At 34.1% G+C, this 19,069-nt stretch carries 18 protein-coding genes; all 18 read left to right on the top strand.

Annotation, left to right across the window (positions count from 1 at the left end; translation table 11 throughout):
• The first annotated feature begins 380 nt into the window (after nt 1-380).
• The 18 genes from ABVM49_RS08075 to ABVM49_RS07990 all read left to right on the top strand — a co-directional run bounded on the left by ABVM49_RS08075 (nt 381) and on the right by ABVM49_RS07990 (nt 19,021).
• On the top strand, nt 381-965 hold the full coding sequence (locus tag ABVM49_RS08075; RefSeq protein ID WP_405201442.1) for a hypothetical protein: 585 nt from the start codon (nt 381-383) through the stop codon (nt 963-965).
• 8 nt (nt 966-973) lie between these two features.
• A complete protein-coding gene (locus tag ABVM49_RS08070) occupies nt 974-1,240 on the top strand; it encodes a hypothetical protein (RefSeq protein ID WP_405201441.1) in 267 nt (88 codons plus the stop codon).
• 247 nt (nt 1,241-1,487) lie between these two features.
• The gene (locus tag ABVM49_RS08065; protein ID WP_405201440.1) at nt 1,488-2,474 is read left to right on the top strand and encodes a hypothetical protein; all 987 of its coding nucleotides are present in this window, start codon (nt 1,488-1,490) and stop codon (nt 2,472-2,474) included.
• A 221-nt stretch (nt 2,475-2,695) separates the two neighbouring features.
• Nucleotides 2,696-3,589: an HNH endonuclease gene (locus ABVM49_RS08060; protein ID WP_405201439.1), complete on the top strand. Its 894-nt coding sequence runs from the start codon at nt 2,696-2,698 to the stop codon at nt 3,587-3,589.
• Between the two features lie 164 nt (nt 3,590-3,753).
• Nucleotides 3,754-4,890, top strand: coding sequence for a hypothetical protein (locus ABVM49_RS08055; RefSeq protein ID WP_405201438.1), 1,137 nt, complete (start codon nt 3,754-3,756; stop codon nt 4,888-4,890).
• Between the two features lie 8 nt (nt 4,891-4,898).
• Nucleotides 4,899-5,519, top strand: a complete 621-nt coding sequence (locus ABVM49_RS08050; RefSeq protein ID WP_405201437.1) for a hypothetical protein — start codon at nt 4,899-4,901, stop codon at nt 5,517-5,519.
• Nucleotides 5,520-5,886: 367 nt separating this feature from the next.
• Complete coding sequence (locus ABVM49_RS08045) at nt 5,887-7,035, top strand: helix-turn-helix domain-containing protein (RefSeq protein ID WP_405201436.1); 1,149 nt, start codon at nt 5,887-5,889, stop codon at nt 7,033-7,035.
• A gap of 80 nt (nt 7,036-7,115) precedes the next feature.
• The gene (locus ABVM49_RS08040) at nt 7,116-8,252 is read left to right on the top strand and encodes a serine hydrolase domain-containing protein (protein WP_405201435.1); all 1,137 of its coding nucleotides are present in this window, start codon (nt 7,116-7,118) and stop codon (nt 8,250-8,252) included.
• Nucleotides 8,253-8,365: 113 nt separating this feature from the next.
• On the top strand, nt 8,366-9,766 hold the full coding sequence (locus tag ABVM49_RS08035) for an alpha/beta hydrolase (RefSeq protein ID WP_405201434.1): 1,401 nt from the start codon (nt 8,366-8,368) through the stop codon (nt 9,764-9,766).
• A gap of 79 nt (nt 9,767-9,845) precedes the next feature.
• Nucleotides 9,846-11,366, top strand: coding sequence for a S41 family peptidase (locus ABVM49_RS08030; RefSeq protein ID WP_405201433.1), 1,521 nt, complete (start codon nt 9,846-9,848; stop codon nt 11,364-11,366).
• A 127-nt stretch (nt 11,367-11,493) separates the two neighbouring features.
• Nucleotides 11,494-11,871, top strand: a complete 378-nt coding sequence (locus tag ABVM49_RS08025; RefSeq protein ID WP_035325323.1) for a PH domain-containing protein — start codon at nt 11,494-11,496, stop codon at nt 11,869-11,871.
• A 325-nt stretch (nt 11,872-12,196) separates the two neighbouring features.
• Complete coding sequence (locus tag ABVM49_RS08020) at nt 12,197-14,617, top strand: TonB-dependent siderophore receptor (RefSeq protein WP_405201432.1); 2,421 nt, start codon at nt 12,197-12,199, stop codon at nt 14,615-14,617.
• Nucleotides 14,618-14,676: 59 nt separating this feature from the next.
• On the top strand, nt 14,677-15,816 hold the full coding sequence (locus ABVM49_RS08015; RefSeq protein ID WP_405201431.1) for a PepSY-associated TM helix domain-containing protein: 1,140 nt from the start codon (nt 14,677-14,679) through the stop codon (nt 15,814-15,816).
• A gap of 304 nt (nt 15,817-16,120) precedes the next feature.
• Nucleotides 16,121-17,092, top strand: a complete 972-nt coding sequence (locus ABVM49_RS08010; protein ID WP_405201430.1) for a PIN domain-containing protein — start codon at nt 16,121-16,123, stop codon at nt 17,090-17,092.
• 141 nt (nt 17,093-17,233) lie between these two features.
• Nucleotides 17,234-18,007 carry a hypothetical protein gene (locus ABVM49_RS08005; RefSeq protein ID WP_405201429.1) on the top strand — a complete coding sequence of 258 codons (774 nt, stop codon included), beginning with the start codon at nt 17,234-17,236 and terminating at the stop codon, nt 18,005-18,007.
• Between the two features lie 176 nt (nt 18,008-18,183).
• Complete coding sequence (locus tag ABVM49_RS08000; RefSeq protein ID WP_405201428.1) at nt 18,184-18,555, top strand: NUDIX hydrolase; 372 nt, start codon at nt 18,184-18,186, stop codon at nt 18,553-18,555.
• Between the two features lie 12 nt (nt 18,556-18,567).
• Nucleotides 18,568-18,699, top strand: coding sequence for a hypothetical protein (locus ABVM49_RS07995; protein ID WP_405201427.1), 132 nt, complete (start codon nt 18,568-18,570; stop codon nt 18,697-18,699).
• 10 nt (nt 18,700-18,709) lie between these two features.
• Entirely contained in the window at nt 18,710-19,021 is a 312-nt protein-coding gene (locus ABVM49_RS07990; RefSeq protein ID WP_021778320.1) for an immunity 53 family protein, read from the top strand.
• Nucleotides 19,022-19,069 lie beyond the last annotated feature (48 nt).

The raw sequence follows: 19,069 nt of genomic DNA, 5'->3' as shown, positions 1-19,069 counted from the left end.
AACGATTTAATTGATTTTTAAAGAATCGGTTATCCTTTATTGGGTAGCCGATTTTTTTTGTGGTACGCTTTCGCGAAAGTTACCACGCACACCCTACAACCCCTTTTGTAAGAAAATATTTATAAAAATGTGTACAGAATAAGGAAAACCGTAAAGAAGTATGATAGCAGTACTGTATTTTAGAGCACTGTAGCGTAGCTGTTTACAAAGTTGCGTTTATGCAACCAAAAACGAGATACGACTTATTAAACTAAAATAACTAGCTGGCATACAGTTTTACTGGGCTTAGGAGCCATAAATAGTGAAGTTGTTGTTATGCGCTAGTTGCCCACAATTAAAAAAACGCCTGTGAATACTAATACACTTAAAAAAGACACATTATGTTTATGATTCCTTTAGGGTTTGTGATGTTCGCCATCATAATATATATTTTAGTTTCAAATAAACGTGCTGAACGTAAATTGATAAGTGAAGCACGTTCGAAAAAACCAGTCAGAAGAGTTACAGTAGATAGTTTGGCAAATAATCAAGTTCAAAAACAAAATAGTAGTTCATATGTAATAAATGAAATTTTCAATACAGAACAGAAATTGGCAGTAACTGCTTGTTTAGAAATGATTTCATCTGTTGGAAGTAATAATGTAAATACTGCTAAAAGACAATCTCAAAAAATTCTGATTGCTAAAATATTAAGCGAAGATTTTAATTTAAATCAAGAGCGTTGGAATAGTTATTCAAATATTTTAACACCTTCTTCTGTTCAAGCAACAATGCAATCCCTTGATTCAAAAGGAAAAAGATTTTTCTTCTCATTTGTTTTTGATTTATTGGTCAAAGGCGGTATTCCTTCTCAAAAAGAGATTATGGTGGCCGAAAATATTTGTGAAAAAGTCGCAGGAATATCAAATTATACATTTGAAAAATTTATGGACGAAACAGATAATATGTTAAATTCATTTAATTAAAAATAAATATGTTCAAAGAAAGACTAAATACAAAGTTCAAAGAGTTTTACGAAGCGAAAGACATTGTTTCAGCGAAAGAACTTTCGAGTGAAATATTAAATATGCTAAATGAAAAGGGACTTGTTGTTTACGAAAAAATAGCAGGATATGATAGTTTGTATATTCAAGTATTTGACAAATATTTATCTAAATTCGGACTTGAACCAAATCCATTTTATACGGAATTAGATTTTATTCGTTTTGGTTTGATTTCACAATTCAAACACGACAAATGATTAAAAAAAATCGTCTGACGGAAAATAACTGTGGGCAACAATGTATATAAAACATAGCTATAATAGGCTTTCCGAGAGGTTTTTGCGCATCTGCTAAGACCGCCAAATTTTTAAATTTGGCTTTTTGAAAATATTAAGATAAAAAGAAAAATTTAAAAATTCGGCTCCTGTATAATCCGAAAAGTTAGCGCTCATTTACACGCTACGTTTCATATACGGAGACGTTGTAAACAAGCTAAACAAACCTATGGGATTAACAGTATCTAGGGAGAGAATATTAAAAATGCGAGCTGAACAAGCTAAATCTATTCCGTCAAAAGTATTTTTCAACCACTTCTTTTCAATTGTCTATTGCATAAATTGTAATGATGATAGATTTAAATTAAAGAAAATCCAATATTACAATGACATAAAAATAAAGAATACAGAATTTGATATTGAGCAAGTAAGAAAACTACTTTGGAATTCTTGGAGCACAGAATACGCATATCGAATTGGCGAAAAAATTAATAATAACGACTATTATAAGTTTTCACTTCATTGGAATTTCCCTCAAGCCTATTATTCTGTTTACTTGTCAATGACAGCGTTTCACGAGACGCAAGGAACTGCAAATGAACAACACGAAAAATCTATCAAACTTTTTGGTAATTCAGTTAAAGATGGTCATTATCCTTCTGCAATAAGTTTTTACACAGCTGGACTGAAAGATGAGTTTGAATATAAGGGACTGCCAAATTTTAAAGGATTTCCGAGAGATAATAGTGTTTTAAGCAAAATAGATTGTTTAGAAGATGCGGAATTACAATTAGCTACATTCTTGAAAACAACGCGAAAAAAAAACGCAGAAGACAAACGAAAACGATTCGAAAAACAGAAAGACAAACGTTTTAAAAATGCAAAAGGAGAATTCAGGAAGTCTTTTAAAAAAGAACATTGGGATATGATTTACACAACAATTCCAACAACATCTGTTTTCAATTTATTATACCGTTTAAGAATTAAAGCCAATTATAGAGATATAGAAAGTTTTGTAAATGCGGACATTGATTTTAAAAGTTTCCATACGAGTTTAGGAGAGCTAATTTATTATCTGAATTTTTTACACGAAGCATACATCGTAAAAGCCATCGGAATAGAAGAATATACGAAAATATTAAACGCATTTCCAAATCATTTAAACAAGGAAACGGCAATAAAAAGATTTGAGGAAAACATTAAACCTTTGGGGTAAATCCAGTTTAAAACAACACATATAACTCATAGCTAATTAGTTACTTAACTAAAGTTAAAGCATATTTGGAAAGTCACCAAATTTTTAAATTTGACGATTTCCAATAAAAAAGATAAATAGTAAAATTTAAAAATCTGGCTTGTGCTTAATCTGAAAAGTTAGCGTCTTTTTAGATTCTTCGTTTCATACATAAGACCGTTAGCCAACATTAAAAAACAAATATGCACTATTGGGTAAACCAAGGAAAAACTTATAAAGAAGAGAAAGCTGGTGGATATTTATGGGCACCCATAAAAAACACGAAAGGAAAAAGCCTATTCCACTGGACAAATATGTCTAAATTGAAACCCAATGATATTGTTTTCAACTATTTTAAAGGTAATATTCTTGGTTATTGCATTATAACATCAAAAGCGTACAACTCTCCTATTCCCTCAGAGTTCTCGCAAGATGTTGAATGGGCAATTAAAGGATTAATGGCTGATGCAGAATATCAGAGCTTTTATAGTCCAATTAATATTGAATCAAATTTTGAAAAAATATTAGATTTACTTCCTGAAAAGTATTCACCTTTGAATAATACTAAGAAAGCAAATCAAGGGTATTTATATGAAATAAGTAATTCCTTAGCTAATAAATTATTTTCAATTGCGAAAGTTAAGATTGAAAAGATCACAAAATTTGAAGAAGATCAAGAAAAATATTCTATTCCTGACGTAACATCTAGAAAAGGACTAGTAACTTCAAGAGTTGGTCAAGGTGAATATAGAAGAAGGATTCTTAAGCGATGGAATAATCAGTGTGCTATTACTAAATCAAATCTAACGGAAGTGTTAATTGCATCCCATATTATTCCTTGGAGAGAATCAAACAATGAAGAAAGATTAGATGTAGATAATGGAATTTTACTTTCTCCAATTTATGATGCTTTATTTGACAAATACTACATTTCATTTAAAAATAATGGTGAAATTATTTTATCAAACGTTTATCCTAAAGAAGATTATATAAAGCTTGGGATAATGGGAACGGAAAAAATATTAAATCTATCAGTTGGAAACAAAAAATATCTTGAAAGACACAGAGAGAAACTTTACAACCTAAAAGTTGACTAACAAAGAACTGAGTTAAAAATCAAGCCTATTTAAAAGTTACTTTTAGAATAGAAAAATTAAAAACAAAACATAAAAATCTGGCTCTGTCTTAATCTTAAAAGTTAGTGTCTTTTTATACGCTACGTTTCATACACAAGACCGTTGGTCACCATAAAAATTAAAGAATGAGAATAACAATCATTATAATTATTCTGACAATTCAAATAAGTTGTAAAAACCGTAATGAGACCAATAGTAAGTCTGATAATGCTGCCATCACAGAATTAACAAAATGCAGCTACAATAATGAAGCAATTACTGCATATTACACGCTAACTAATAAAGCTGAAATTGCAATTTGTAATGGTGATTTCGATAGAGCATCCAAAAATTACTCATTGGCATTTAGAGAAATCAAAAAACCTTTTGGTGGAGATGTTTATAATGCCGCACTTTCAAATCAACTCTCTAATAATTTTGATGAAAGAAATTTAAACCTTCAACTACTTATAAATAATTCTGATGATTTAGAATTGCTAAAGTCAATTTTTGTCAGCACCTATATAGGTGAAAATCTTTGGAATTCATTTATAGAGCAAAGAACGATTGAATATGATTCAAGATTAAGAAACGAATTCAAGTCAATTTATGAAAGAGATCAATTATTCAGACCTATGTATGATACTCATAATGACACTATTCAAGCTAATCGAGTGATTAATATGAACAGGATACTTTCAATAGCAGATTCTGTTGGCTTTCCTTCTCAGATGGAGCTCGGTTTTAGAAAATCTTTAAGAGGGCAAAATCACGATGTGGTTTTAGTTCATACATCTCAAAAAAGAAGCAGTAATAAAAATATAATTGATCTTGAACCAATTCTTTGCAAGGCAGTAAATGAGGGACGATTTGATCCTGAACAGGCAATCGCTTACCTGCATTTCCAAAATGATAAAGATAAAGGAGATTTTGAGGTTTACTCAACTTGGCAATATAGACATCACTTGTTGCCAGATTCTCTAAATAACAAAATATGGCTTCCAAATTTGACTAAAGAAAAATATGAGAGCGCCAATAGAATAAGAAAAAAATGGAATGCTGATCAATTAGATGACATTGCAACAAAATCTGATTTTAATTCAAGAAGCAACATACCGTTTATATTTACATCAGTTATGACATTCGTTGAAAATATGCCAACAGATCTTACTCTGGAAGAGGCTTTAGAACAATATAAAATCAACACTTCAGATAAAAGACCATTTGAAAAATCAAAATACGTTGACTATCAAAGAACTGAGTTAAAAAACAAGTCTACCTAGACAAACAAATGAGAATTATTAAAATCATCCTTTTATTAATTGCTAGCTGTTCTTTTATGAGTTGTGCGTCTGGCTACAAAATTATTGAGCCTACAACCATAGATTATAATACGACAAATGAATCTGGCAATGTAAAACTTGAATACAAGTATGATTTACTTCACAAAAAAAATGCAAAAAAGGAGGAGAAAAAAGGAGTGAAATTAGTTGCCATTAGAATAACTAATAATTCGGGTAAAGCTGTAATGTTCGGAAGAGATGCAACCCTAACTTTCGAAAATGGCACAGAGGTTTATGTGATGGAAAATCAAAAAGCTTTTAAAACTCTTAAACAAAGTCCAGCATCTTATTTGTGGTATTTACTTCTCACACCTATTAATTTGTACCCGACAGAAACAAAATCAAGCAGGTTCCCTGAAAAACCAAGCACAACACCCATTGGGGTCATATTGGGTCCAGGTCTTGCTGGTGGTAATATGATTGCAGCAAGCTCTGCAAATAAGAAATTCAAGCAAGAACTATTAGACTATAACCTAAACGGCACTATTATTAAAAATGGTGAAACAAAATATGGCCTTATAGCTATTAAAGCAGATTCATTTGATACACTAAAATTAAAAATTGAATAGACAACTGTTTTACAACAAAGAACTGAGTTAAAAAACAAGCCCTCTTCGGCTATGCGCAGCGCAAGCTTCAAGCCCTAAAATCACAAAAACGGCCACACTTTACTGGGTAGCCGTTTTTTTATTATGAGTGCGCTTTCGCGAAAGCGGAAAAAAAATTAAAGGGATTTAGTTATTGCTTTAAGGTACATCGCCTTTAGATTAATACTGTTTAATTAAAAGAATGATCTCATTGATTTTAATACCTTTGAGAAGTGCTTTTTGCATTTTTTGCTACGAGAATACCTACTCAGGATTTTTATGGCTTTTACTTGTTTTATAGCTTAATGATATTTGATATAACCATCACTACCTCACCTGAATTTATATAATGATTAAACTTATCATTCTGAGTATTGCAATATTTCAAGGTGTTTTGATGAGCCTTATATTGCTGTTTTCACCTTTTTTTAAGAGCAGGGCAAATAAGTTTCTGGCCTTTGCCATTTTATCGCTGTCTTGGTCTTTACTTAAAATCACTCTTGATATTACAGAGGTAGTAGCCGTATACCCGTTACTTGTTGTGTTAGAAAATATTGATACCGAGGCTTTACTACCCGTTTTTATTTACTTGTTTATAGCGGCACAGGTAGATAACGCTCCTGTAAATCCAAAGAAAGTGTATTGGTTATTTATACCAGCACTTGCCTCGACATTAGTTTTCAATTTTGTGGAGTTTACTATGAGTGGTGAATTTACTAGTGAGATCTATGTTTTTGATATTCTAGGAGGGCTTTTAGTGCTATGTATGTTTATTGTCTTTATCATCTTTTACCCTCTTATACTCATCAAGACTTATAAAGTTATTCAATATGCTAAAGACAAAAATGAAAAAAAATGGTTGACCTATTTATGGTATTTTGAAGTCGCCATACTCGGGCTCCTTATGCTATTAGTAATCATAAGTACAGCTATAGAAAGTGACGTTATAAATGCGCTACAAACACTAGCACTTTTATCTACCATACTCATACACTGGGTGGCATACTCGGGTATCTACAAGCTTAAGCTTGTAAATGACCGGAAAAAAATAAATAGATTGTTTTTCTCTCAAGTATCAAATGATGCTAGCCCGTTACCTAATAAAATGGTTACTCCTATAAAAACTGAGGATATAAAAACTCAAACTACAATAACAGCAGATAATATTTATTTTCAAAAATTAGAAAAGCTTTGTACTGTAGATAAAATATATCGAGACCATACCCTAGACAGAAATGCTGTTGCTGCGCTTTTAAACATTAGCCCTAGTTATGTTTCTCAAATTGTAAACGCTATTACGGGTTACAATTTTTCTACATACATCAATCGCTATAGAGTGGCCGAAATCAAGAAGATCATCGTAAATGAAGAGTTTCAAAACTACAGTTTACTGGCAATAGGTCTAGAATGTGGTTTTTCTTCAAAGACTACTTTTCATAACTCCTTTAAGAAAATTACAGGTATGACTCCAAATGCCTATCGAAAATTGCATAAATAAGTACCAACTTGTGCAGACTAGAGGTTTTGGAACTTCCAAACACCTATGCATCAATAGATTTGTGTCAAAACAATTTTATTATGCAAAAACTACGAAAACAAACAAGCAACGCTCAAATAGCAAAAACTGTGCTGCTTATTGCACTAGCAACTTTTTTATGTACAAGTTGTGACAATGATGATGACAGTACAATACCAAGTGAATTAAGTACTGCTATTGAAAATCAAAATTATGTAAGCATTATAGAAGAGGATATTGCCAGTTTACCTATAAATACACAAGTGGCTATTGCTCTTGTACATAATGGAACTACAGAATATCTAGGTGTCATAAACGACAATAATGTGTTAAAAGGGATTAATAATGCAGATCGTGTTTTTGAAATAGGCTCCATCACTAAAGCATTTACAGGAGTGTGTCTCTCAAAAATGATTGCAACTAATGAGGCTTCACTAAATGAAACACTGCAAGATCAATTTGAATTTACAATAACACAAGGAGGTGACATTACACTTGAACAACTAGCAAATCATACATCAGGTTTACCAAGACTACCTACTAATGCAAATGAGGTTGTAGATTTTAACATTAACAACCCATATGTAAACTATAGTGCTGAAAACTTGCAGAGTTACCTAGAGAATAGTGTGACTCTTAACTCCCCTAGCGGTACAGAGTATGCCTACTCAAATCTAGGTATGGGTGTACTGGGGTATGCGCTAGCGCGTAAAAGGAATGTAGGCTATGAAGAACTGTTGCAAGATATTATTTTCAATCCCTTGGGAATGACTAGTACGACAACAGTAAGAGGTAATGTAGACGCTTCAAAGCTTGTTGAGCCTAGAGATATCAACGGAAATGTTGTTTCTCACTGGGATTTTTCTGAGACAACTGCGGCTGGCGGCTCTATAAAATCGTCTGTTACAGATATGTCTAAGTTTATGCTTAAAAATCTCGAAAATGATGAAGTATTTAATTTCGCGCAAGCAAAAACATTTAATATAGGTAATGGTTTTTTTATGGGACTGGGATGGAATATTTATGAGGCAGAAGGTTTTAGCGTGTTAAATCACAATGGTGGCACAGGTGGGTTTTCTTCTATGCTTATGCTGGATAAAGAAAAAGAAATAGGTGTTCTCGTATTATCAAATGCTGCAGATTATAATGATGCTGTAGAGGAGTTATGTAACTCACTGTTTCTTCAAATAAATGAGTAAATAACTAAAGACTAAAGCCTTACTTTACAACTAGTATTCAGCAAGTTATAAAGTAAGGTTATTTTAGTATAAAAAATAATAGTATACAGCATAAAGAATCGCATAACACTCTTATGAAAGTAGTACACAAACACACATTAAATCTAATTTTTGTTTTTCTAGTAGCTATAGCAGCTGCTCAAACTCATAGTGAGAATAACAAAGCAGCTATTACAAAAACTTTAAACTCTGCCTATTTTAAGACCCAGAGAACGATAGAAGTTCTTTTACCTAAGACGTATAGTGAAGATAAGAGTTACCCTGTTATTTATGCGCTAGATGGTTATGAGCTATTCCCTATAACAAGTAGTTACAGTACTTTTTTAATGGACTATGATGTGATACCAGATTGCATTATTGTGGGTATTAATCACACTAATAGAAATTATGAAACAATGCCTAATTATGGTAATGATGTAAGGGTGCCTGTAACTAAGTTTCTGGAGGGGCCTGCCGCTCTAAAAAATCATTTACTTCTAGAAATTGTACCTATGATTAATAAGCTATATGCCACATCTGGCTTTAATACACTTATAGGACACTCTAATACAGCTACGTTTGTAAATGAAATGATATCAAAAAAAGAAGCCAATTTTAATGGCTTTATAGCAATTACACCAGATTTGCTTAAAAAACAGACAGATTACTTACATTCATATCTTAATGATTCACAGTTGCGTGACACTTATTACTTTGTTTCTTCTGGACTTAAGGATAATATAGATAGACTAGATACAGGTAAAATGCTGGATACTGTTTTTAAAACCACAAAGAACCAAAAATTTAAAGCTACACACCGCATTTATAATGCAGGGCATCTTGATCTCGTTCCCAAATCTCTTAATGACGCATTACAATTTGTTTTTTCAGATTTTAAAAATTATGATGATTTTGATAAAAGACTATTAGAAGATCAGTTTTCTTTAAGCGCATACCTAGACCATAAAAGCAAATTGTCTAAAGACATCTATGGGATTAAATACACTCTTAAGGAAGAAGATTTTTATTATCTGCTATCTATTGTTTTAGAGAAAAAAGACAAAAATCTTTTAGAACAAGCTTTTATGGCAGGAGAACAAAACCAGTTTTTCTCAAAAGAGGAGATACACTCATCAAAAGCCCAATATTACGAGGAAATTGAACTGTATGAAGAAGCACTCTCAAGCTGGAAAATGCAGATCACCGAGGGCTATAATGAAAACACCTTTTATTATGAACGGCCATTTACCCTGTTAACTACAAAATTAAAACGCCCAGAAGAAGCCATCACTTTTTTAGAAAAATCTGTTATAGACTATCCGGAAGGTGCGTTAATCTTTAACTACCTCATCGCTCAAACGGTTGTGGAGCACAATCTCAACAAAGAAAGAGGAATCAATGCTATTACCTATTGCCTTAATAATTATAGAGAAAACAGCAAGTTTAGTAAAGCTACTGCTCTAGAAATAGCTGCAACCCTTTCAGAACGCAATTAAATCCTATTATAAAGAACCTTCTAAGTACTGCCAAATCACACAAGCGATCTGGCTGTTATGCGAGTAAACTAACCTTTTAATGAAAAATTACATAACACTTCTCATTTTTTTAATGACGGTTATATCAGTATCTGGACAAAATATTGACGACTCATTTTCTTATAAAAAAATGCAGAAAGACCTAAGTCTATTTAAAGAAATAAGAGCAAGAGCAAATTCTGGATTGTATAAATACAGATCAAAAAAACAAATAGACAGTATTTATAAATGGGCAGAAAATGAGATTAAAACAGCTGCTACCCATCGTGACTTTTATAACATAATTTGTAAACTAACAGATTATGAAGGTAGCCTTCATAATGATACTAGCCTCCCAAAAAAGACTCAAGAAAAACTAGAGAAAGAAAATTATGGATATTTCCCGCTTCCTATAAAATGGATACAAGGCAAGTGGGTTATAAATTATGAAAACAAGGAGATACCGCTGGGTTCTGAGATTACTGCAATTAATGACATCCCTATCTCAAAAATTATAAAAAACCTTTACAAATATTACACAACAGATGGTTTAAACATCACGGGTAAAAGAACAGGTATAAGAAAACATTTTTCAAAATATTATAGACTGCATTATGGACAAGTGAACACTTTTAATATTGTCTATAAGGCTAAGAATACCGCATTATCAAAAACCACAAGTGTAGAAGGGGTAAGCTACAACAGCTATTACAAAAGGTTTACAAACAGGCATTCAAAACCATATGACAATCTGTATTACTTAGATCTAGATACATCTCAAAAATATCATTATAAGGACCTCGACACTCAGACTGGTCTTTTAACCATAAACACATTTAGTATGGGTAATGAAACTACAGAAGAACATAAGGCATACAAAGAGTTTCTTGATAGTGTTTTTACAAAAATAAAAATGACAGGTATAGAAAACCTCATCATTGATGTGCGTCAAAACAGCGGAGGAAGTGACCCTAATGATGTTATCACATACTCATACGTAGCTGCTAGAAACTTTCAAGAGAGTAGACAAGCCTGGATCGCTTTTAATAAAATTCCCTTAATACGACACCTTGATATTAATGTCCCTAAAACACTACGGCCTTTTGGCGTGGGGAGGTTTAATCGTCATTTTCAGCAAAGGTTTCCTGTAGAGAAAAATGGCAACTTTTACCTAAGCAAGGAATCAAGCGAAATGAAAAAAAGAATACCACATAAAAATGCTTTTAAGGGTACCATCTACCTTTTAGTGAGTCCAGAAGTAGCATCGGCTGGTAGCCTTTTTGCAGCAATGGTAGCGAGCAATGCAAACTCAATAGTCATAGGAGAAGAAACTATGGGCGGGTACTACGGGCACAACGGGCACACCTCTCTAAGCTATGTGCTCCCTAAATCTGGTATTATCACAGATTTCTCTATTGATAATATAGAGCAAGATGTATCTCAAAGAGAAAACCAATTAGATAAAAGAGGAATCATACCAGATTATATCGTGCCGCAAAATTTTAAAGATTTCATAAAAAATATAGATACACAAATGCGCTTTACCTTAGATTTGATACAAGAAAATCAAACCAATCATTAATCATAAATAGCTGTTTTACTTTATTAAAAATATTGCATATCACTTAGAGCGTTGAAATTATGTAACACTGCAAATCATATCAAGCTCGCCTCAATAAAAATAACCACATAAAAAATCAAAAACACATATGGGACTTTTCAATAAAATTTTAGGAAATGCTAGCGAAGCATCAACAGAGAAACTCACAGAAAAATATGGCCGCCTACTGGTCGAAAATGAAAATATAGAACTAGGCTTTAAGCTCCTACGCGACACATTTATGTTTACAAACAAACGGTTAATAATCATTGATGTGCAAGGGCTTACTGGAAGCAAGAGTGAATATAAATCTATGCCTTATAAAAGCATCTCAAGGTTTTCTTTAGAAACATCGGGAACATTTGATTTAGATGCCGAACTAAAAATCTGGATTTCAAGCGAAAACACCCCTTCGGTTAGTAAAAAATTCAATAAAAGTATCGACGTTTATGAAGTTCAAAAATATTTGGCAAATAAAGTGATGTAACACAAATCTCAACATACAACGATACAAATAGAACTCAGAACATCTAAGGCTATCTAGGGCTTAGATAACTCTTATATCACAAAAACGGCCACCCTTTACTGGGTAGCCGTTTTTTTATAATGAGTACGCTTTCGCGAAAGCGTAATTACAAATCATATAATCAACAATTAACATCTCAAAACTTGAATAAACAACTAGACAGCCACTTGAAATCAAGCTGTTAAAAATTCTTATTTAGATTTATTATAAATAATTTGGTCAAAACCAAAGTCGCATATACATTTGCACAAAATTAACTATTTATATTAAGTCTAAATAAAAACAAATGAAAAGATACATACCAATCTTACTCTTTTTATTACTAGCAAACGTAGCGCTAGCACAAAAAGCAAGTATTACAGGAACTGTTAATGACAACACGCAAACACCCCTTCTAGGTGTGAATGTGATGCTTAAAAACACAACACAGGGAACCCAAACTAATGAAAATGGTGCCTTTACCATCTCAACTATTGAAGCAGGTGACTATACGCTCCAACTCTCGTATATGGGTTTTAAAACTAGAGAAATGCCTATCACTATCACAAGTGATCATATATCACTAGGCACAATAACACTGTATGAGGGTAACGAGATTTTAAACGAGGTGATTGTTGAAGGGGAGCGTCGTAATAAATTCTCAAGAAAGGAAACGGCTTATGTATCAAAACTACCACTTAAGGATATTGAAAACACCCAAGTGTACAGTACCGTTACGACAGAGATTTTAAAGTCTCAAGTGGTTACAAACTTTGATGATGCGTTAAAAAATGCTACAGGAGTAGAGCAATTATGGCAGTCTACCGGTCGCGGTGGTGATGGAGCAGGTTATTACTCACTACGTGGGTTTTCTGTACAGCCACAACTCGTAAACGGACTCCCTGGATTAACAAACGGAACAATCAACCCGGCAAACATTGAGCGCATTGAGGTTCTTAAGGGACCCTCTGCAACGCTTTTTGGTAACGCAGTGAGCTCATACGGAGGTCTCATTAATGTGGTGACAAAAAAACCTTACGTGGGTACAGGTGGCGAGCTTTCTTTTACTTCTGGAACTTACGGGCTTAACCAGATTGTAGGTGACTTTAATACAGCATTAAGTAAGGAAGATAATCTTTACTTTAGACTTAACACGGCTTATACGACAGAGCAGAGTTTTCAAGATGCAGGTTTTAGAAAGTCATTTTTTGTAGCGCCATCACTATCATACAAGGTAAATAATAGACTCTCATTTTCTTTTTACGGAGAGATCACTCAGGCAGAACAGACCAACCCAACATTCTTATTCTTAAATAGAAGCGCACCTACAGAGGCAGCAAATCTTGATGAGTTAGGGTATAACAACAAATTATCGTTTACAAGTAACGATTTGAGCCTACAGAACCCTACACAGAACTATAGAATAGAGATGGATTATAAACTGTCTGACACGTGGCAGTCACAGACCTTACTCTCAAAAAGTGCTACCTCTACAGAGGGATACTACTCATACCTATTTGATTTTGGGATTCTAGGTGGTAATACCTACTCTCGTTTTATTAGTAAGCAGAATGCAAACACGCAAACCACAGATATACAGCAAAATTTTATAGGAGACTTTAAGCTCGCGTCCCTACGTAACAGAGTGGTGATAGGTGTAGATTACTTTAATGAGACGGGTACAGATAATAGTACAGGCTATGCCTTTTACGGGAATGTAACCCCTAGTGGTGGTGCAAATGGCGATAACCCATTTACTGCAGACGTAGAAGAAGATAGCTACCCTTTATCTACCTCGGCGGTAGATGCAGCACTTGCGTCACAAGGAGTAAGCAATGCAAAATCTAAGTACCATATCTATAGCGTATATGCATCAGATGTGCTAGATATCACAGATAACTTCTCTGCTATGGTAGGGGTACGTCTTGACCATTTTGATAATGAGGGAGACCTTGCAAACCTAGATGATGATTATAACCAGACTACGCTCTCACCTAAGTTTGGGCTTGTGTACCAACCTATAAAGGATAAGGTTTCTGTTTTTGGAAATTACCAGAACGGCTTTACAAACGTAGCACCACAACTTGTAGGAGATCCTAGCCAGGGAGCACAAACATTACAAACGTTTGATCCAGAGCAGGCAAACCAGATGGAGTTTGGGGTAAAGACTAATCTCTTTAACAACCGTCTTAATGCGACGGTAAGTTATTATGACATTACGGTAAAAGACCGTGTGATTACAGACCCATCTTCTCCTTTTAATAAAATACAAGGTGGAGAGGTAGAGAGCAAAGGGCTAGAGCTAGAGATCAATGCAAACCCAGTAAAAGGATTAAACATACGCGCTGGTTATAGCTATAACGACAGTGAGACTACTAAGTCTGATAATCTAGAAATCTTAAACCGTAGACCACTAGAAGCTGGAGCAGAAAATCTTTACAACTTATGGGCTAACTATGAGTTTCAAGAAGGAAGCCTAGACGGTTTTGGTATAGGTGCAGGTCTTAATGGTGCTAGTGAGCGATTTGCTATAAACTACGCCTCTACGGGTGAGTTTATATTACCAGCATACACTATTGCAAATGCAACTGTCTTTTACCAGGCCGAAAAGTATAGAATTGGCCTTAAGCTCAACAACGCTTTTAACAAGGAATATTACAAAGGGTGGACTACCATAAACCCACAACAAGAAAGAGCACTCCTCGCAAACATTACTTATAAATTTTAATTAGCCAAAACTATAAGAGCAACCCCAGTTAGGGTTGCTCTTATTTAATTTTTAAAACAATGACGTTTAAAAAATTTGCATTTCAGCTTCATAAAATCTTGGGACTTGCCACAGGTATTGTGGTTTTTATAGTAGCCATCACAGGCTGCTGTTGGGCATTTAGAGAAGAGATAGAAAGTCTTTATGACGACTATAAAAAAGTAACTCCTCAAGAGCAAGCTATCTTAACCCCCACAGAGGCAAAAGAACTTGCAGAGGCCGTCTTGCCTAATAATACGGTACACGGCACGCTCTTTAAGAAAAAAGACGATGCAATAGAGGTCATCTTTTATGATGCCGAACCCGAGTTTTACCAAAGCGTTTTTTTAAACCCATACTCTGGAGAAGTGATACAAGTAGATGATCATCTTTCTGGATTTTTTGCATTTATATTAAAAGGACATATGCGTCTTTGGTTGCCTAAGGCTATAGGTGAGCAAGTAGTAGGCGTCTCTATATTGTTTTTTATACTCATCATTATCTCAGGTTTTATCATCTGGATACCTAAAAAGCGTAAGAATCTTAAACAACGTCTCAAATTTGATTGGAAAAAGACCACCCGCTGGAAGCGCAAAAACTTTGACCTGCATACCGTTACCGGTTTTTACATTTGCTCCTTTGCATTAATAGTCGCTTTTACAGGCTCTATGATATCGTACAACTGGTTAAAGTATGTGGTATATAAATCTACGGGAGGAGAAAAAAGCCCCTACTTTATCATACCAGAAAACCAGAGCACCCTCGCACAAAGAAATACCACCGTGCCTATGGATTACCTCATCACAAAGCTATCGCTAGAAAATCCAGAGGCCGAAAGTTATGAGCTGCACTACCCTACCACCCCAGAAGAGAGTATCTATGTAGAAGTCTCAAATAGCAAAGGCCTGTACTACGACTCAGATTACCGTTTTTTTGATCAAAACACGCTCCAAGAGCTGGAGACACCCAGTATTTATGGTAAGTACAGAAATGCAGGCATTGCAGATAAAATACAGCGTATGAATTATGACATACACATTGGCGCCATAGGCGGCATTGTAGGTAAGATCATTGCCTTTTTAGTAAGCCTGCTCACCGCAACTTTACCCGTTACTGGTGTTTTACTTTGGTACGGCAGACATTATAAAAAGAAAAAGCCCCTACCTCAAGTAAAGGCATAACCTCCTTTGCACCCCAACTTGACACAACCACCTTTTTACTTCTATAAAGGTGGTTTTTTTTGTAGTACGCTTTCGCGAAAGTTGTCACTCACAACCCTACCCCCTTTTTGTAGGAAAATGTTTATAAAAATGTGCACAGAATAAGGAAAACCGTAAAGAAATATGATAACAGTACTGTATTTTAGAGCACTGTAGCGTAGCGGTTTATAAGGTTGCGTTTATGCAATCAAAAACGAGATACGACCTATTAAACTAAAATAACTAGCTAGGACGCAGGTTTTACTGGGCTTACGGGCCATAGATAATGAATATATTAGTTAACGGAAATTTAAAAAACTCTATGACGAAAAAAATAGAAACAATTGATGCTTTAATATTCATTGATACAAATATTCTTCTTGACTTTTATAGAATCAGAAAATCCGATATTTCTATGAAGTATCTTGAACAAATTGAAAATCACTTGGAACTAATAATTACTTCTAGCCAAGTTGAAATGGAATTTAAGAAAAATCGTCAATCAGTTATTCTTGAAAGTATTGCCGAAATTAAAAAAATTGGAACTGTTACTGGAAAGGTTCCAGCAATTCTATCTGACAAAAAAACAGTTGATATGATTGCTAAATCAAGGAAAGACATCCAAAAACGTCAAAAAAAACTCAAAGTTAAAATTGAACAAATTTTAAAGAGCCCAGTTTATAACGACCCAGTTTATAAGTCGTTGCAAAAAATGTTTAGGCATAAATGCGATATCAATCTGAATCGGGAGAATAAGAAGAGAATAACAATAAGGAACTTGGCTAAAAAAAGATTTATTCTTGGTTACCCACCAAGAAAAAAATCAGATAATTCGATTGGAGATGCCGTCAATTGGGAATGGCTAATACATTGTGCAAAAGAATCTGGGAAACATATAATATTAGTAACAAGAGATTCTGACTTTGGCTGTCTTTATGATGGAGAATCATATCTAAATGATTGGTTACAACAAGAGTTTAAACAGCGTGTTAGCAGAAAAAGAAAAATCATCTTAACTGATAAATTATCTCGAGCATTTCAATTAGTAGAAATACCTGTTACTGAAGAAATGATTCAAGAGGAAAAGAAGGTTATTAAAGAATCATTAAAAAACTTTATGAATTATCAAATTCCAAATCATTTTATTGAATTTTCTAATGAATTAAATAATTCAGATTGGATGCATTCAATAAGACGTTTTCAAGAATTATCAAAAGGGTTTGGAATTAATAACGAAGACGATATTGAGCTCGAATAAACTATTCCTAACAATGCATAAAAACAATAATGCAAATAATGGTTAACACTATAGTTTCGATATTTTTTTTTTTGGAAAGTTGCTAAATGTTTCAAAATACTTTTCTTAGATGTCGCCATTGTGTGACCTTAAATAAAAACTATGATTGAAGATTTTAAGAAATCTGTGAATAATATTCTATACGAACGTCTTGTAAGCCCATTATTTGGAACATTTCTTTTATCTTGGTGTGTATGGAATTGGAAAATAATCTACTTGACACTTTTTGTAGATAACGAAGAAGTAAGCGGTAATAAAATTGATTTTATTATTTCTAATTACTATGACAACAATGACCTATTACTTTGGCCTGCAATATCAACTTTAATACTTCTTGTTATTTATCCTTTTCTTGCTGTTGGAGCTTATTATGTTTCATTGCGCTTTAAAAAATGGAAAATTGACATTCGTAACACTCAAGAAAACTTACAAGTACTAAATATTGAAGATTCGATTGAACTTAGAGAAAAAATCAGGAATCAAGCAATACGTTTTGACAATCTTCTTTCTAATAAAAATGAGGAGATTGAAACATTTAAAACAACAATTGAGAATTATAAAAACCAACTTGGTGCAATCAATAAGGGTGTTTCAGAATTGCCTCTGAATACTAGAGAAGATATTTATTTAGAAGAATATAATCAACTTAAAGCGAATGAAAAGTTATATGAATTATTTGGAAAGATAGCGCCAAGAGCGCAAAGAGAATTGACAATGTTTACTGACTCACTAAGATTATCAACTGCAGAAAGAAAAATGTTTGATTATTTCTTAGCTAATGATTTAATTGAAAAATTAAAAAGCAATCAATATAAATTTACTGAAAAAGGAAAATTATTCAACAAGTATCGATTGGATGATACAATCATAAATTAAAACTGATTACAACAAGAAACTAAGTTAAAAAACAACCTAAAAACCACCCACCCCAAAGGAACAGGTGGTTTTTTGTTTTCGCGAAAGCGTAATCATAGTACTTCATACTTTACGACCTATATAGCGCCATAAAGGGAATTAAGTAGGTATTTTTGCGTGCTACTTACGTTACCGCAATGCAACACTTAAAGACACACTATCACCCAGATATCACAAGCCTAGAGGGCAAGTCTATCATCAAGCGGCTTACCACAAGGAGCATCGCGATGCAAGGTGATTACATACTACTTATGTACACTGCTCGTTATGAAGATTACAGCCTGCCTGGCGGTGGTCTTGATGAGGGGGAAGATATCATCACGGGTATGATGCGTGAGTTGCGAGAGGAGACAGGAGCGATGGGTATTACAAACATTACTCCCTATGGCACCTATGAGGAGTACAGGCCGTGGTATAAACCCACGCACGATATACAGCATATGATCTCTTATTGCTACACCTGTGAGGTACATAAAGAACTGGGCACTGCAAGCCTAGAGCGTTATTAGACGAGCAACGGGATGAAAGCCGTATGGATCCCCATACAAGAGGCCATTGCTCATAATGAGCATATCATAGCAACGAGTTCAAAAAAAGGGATGAGTATAGAGCGCGAGACCTTTTTACTCAAACACATTGCAAAGACCTTATAAAACACACCTTATGAATGATACCATACTAGACTGGATACAACAGTGGTTTTTAAACAACTGTGACGGCACCTGGGAGCAAGGCGAAGCCATACAAATAAACACCACAGATAACCCCGGCTGGGAAGTAGAGATAGATGTGTCTAACACCTCGCTGGCTACACTCGCTATCCCACAAATACTTAACGAGAAAAATAAGAACGACTGGTATAGTGTCAAGATTGAAGATAAAACCTTCAGCGCCTCTGGAGATGCACAAAAGCTACAGTTTTTACTTGGGCTCTTTAAAGAAACCATTGAGAAGATAGAAGGCATCGAGCCCTAAAGAAAAGTAGATGTAGTGGTGCCAGCTGCTACGTTCACCCAGACCATA

The organism is Dokdonia sp. LLG6352-1, assembly GCF_045055815.1.
Classification (GTDB): domain Bacteria; phylum Bacteroidota; class Bacteroidia; order Flavobacteriales; family Flavobacteriaceae; genus Dokdonia; species Dokdonia donghaensis.
This window is presented reverse-complemented; position numbering and strand designations above follow the sequence as displayed.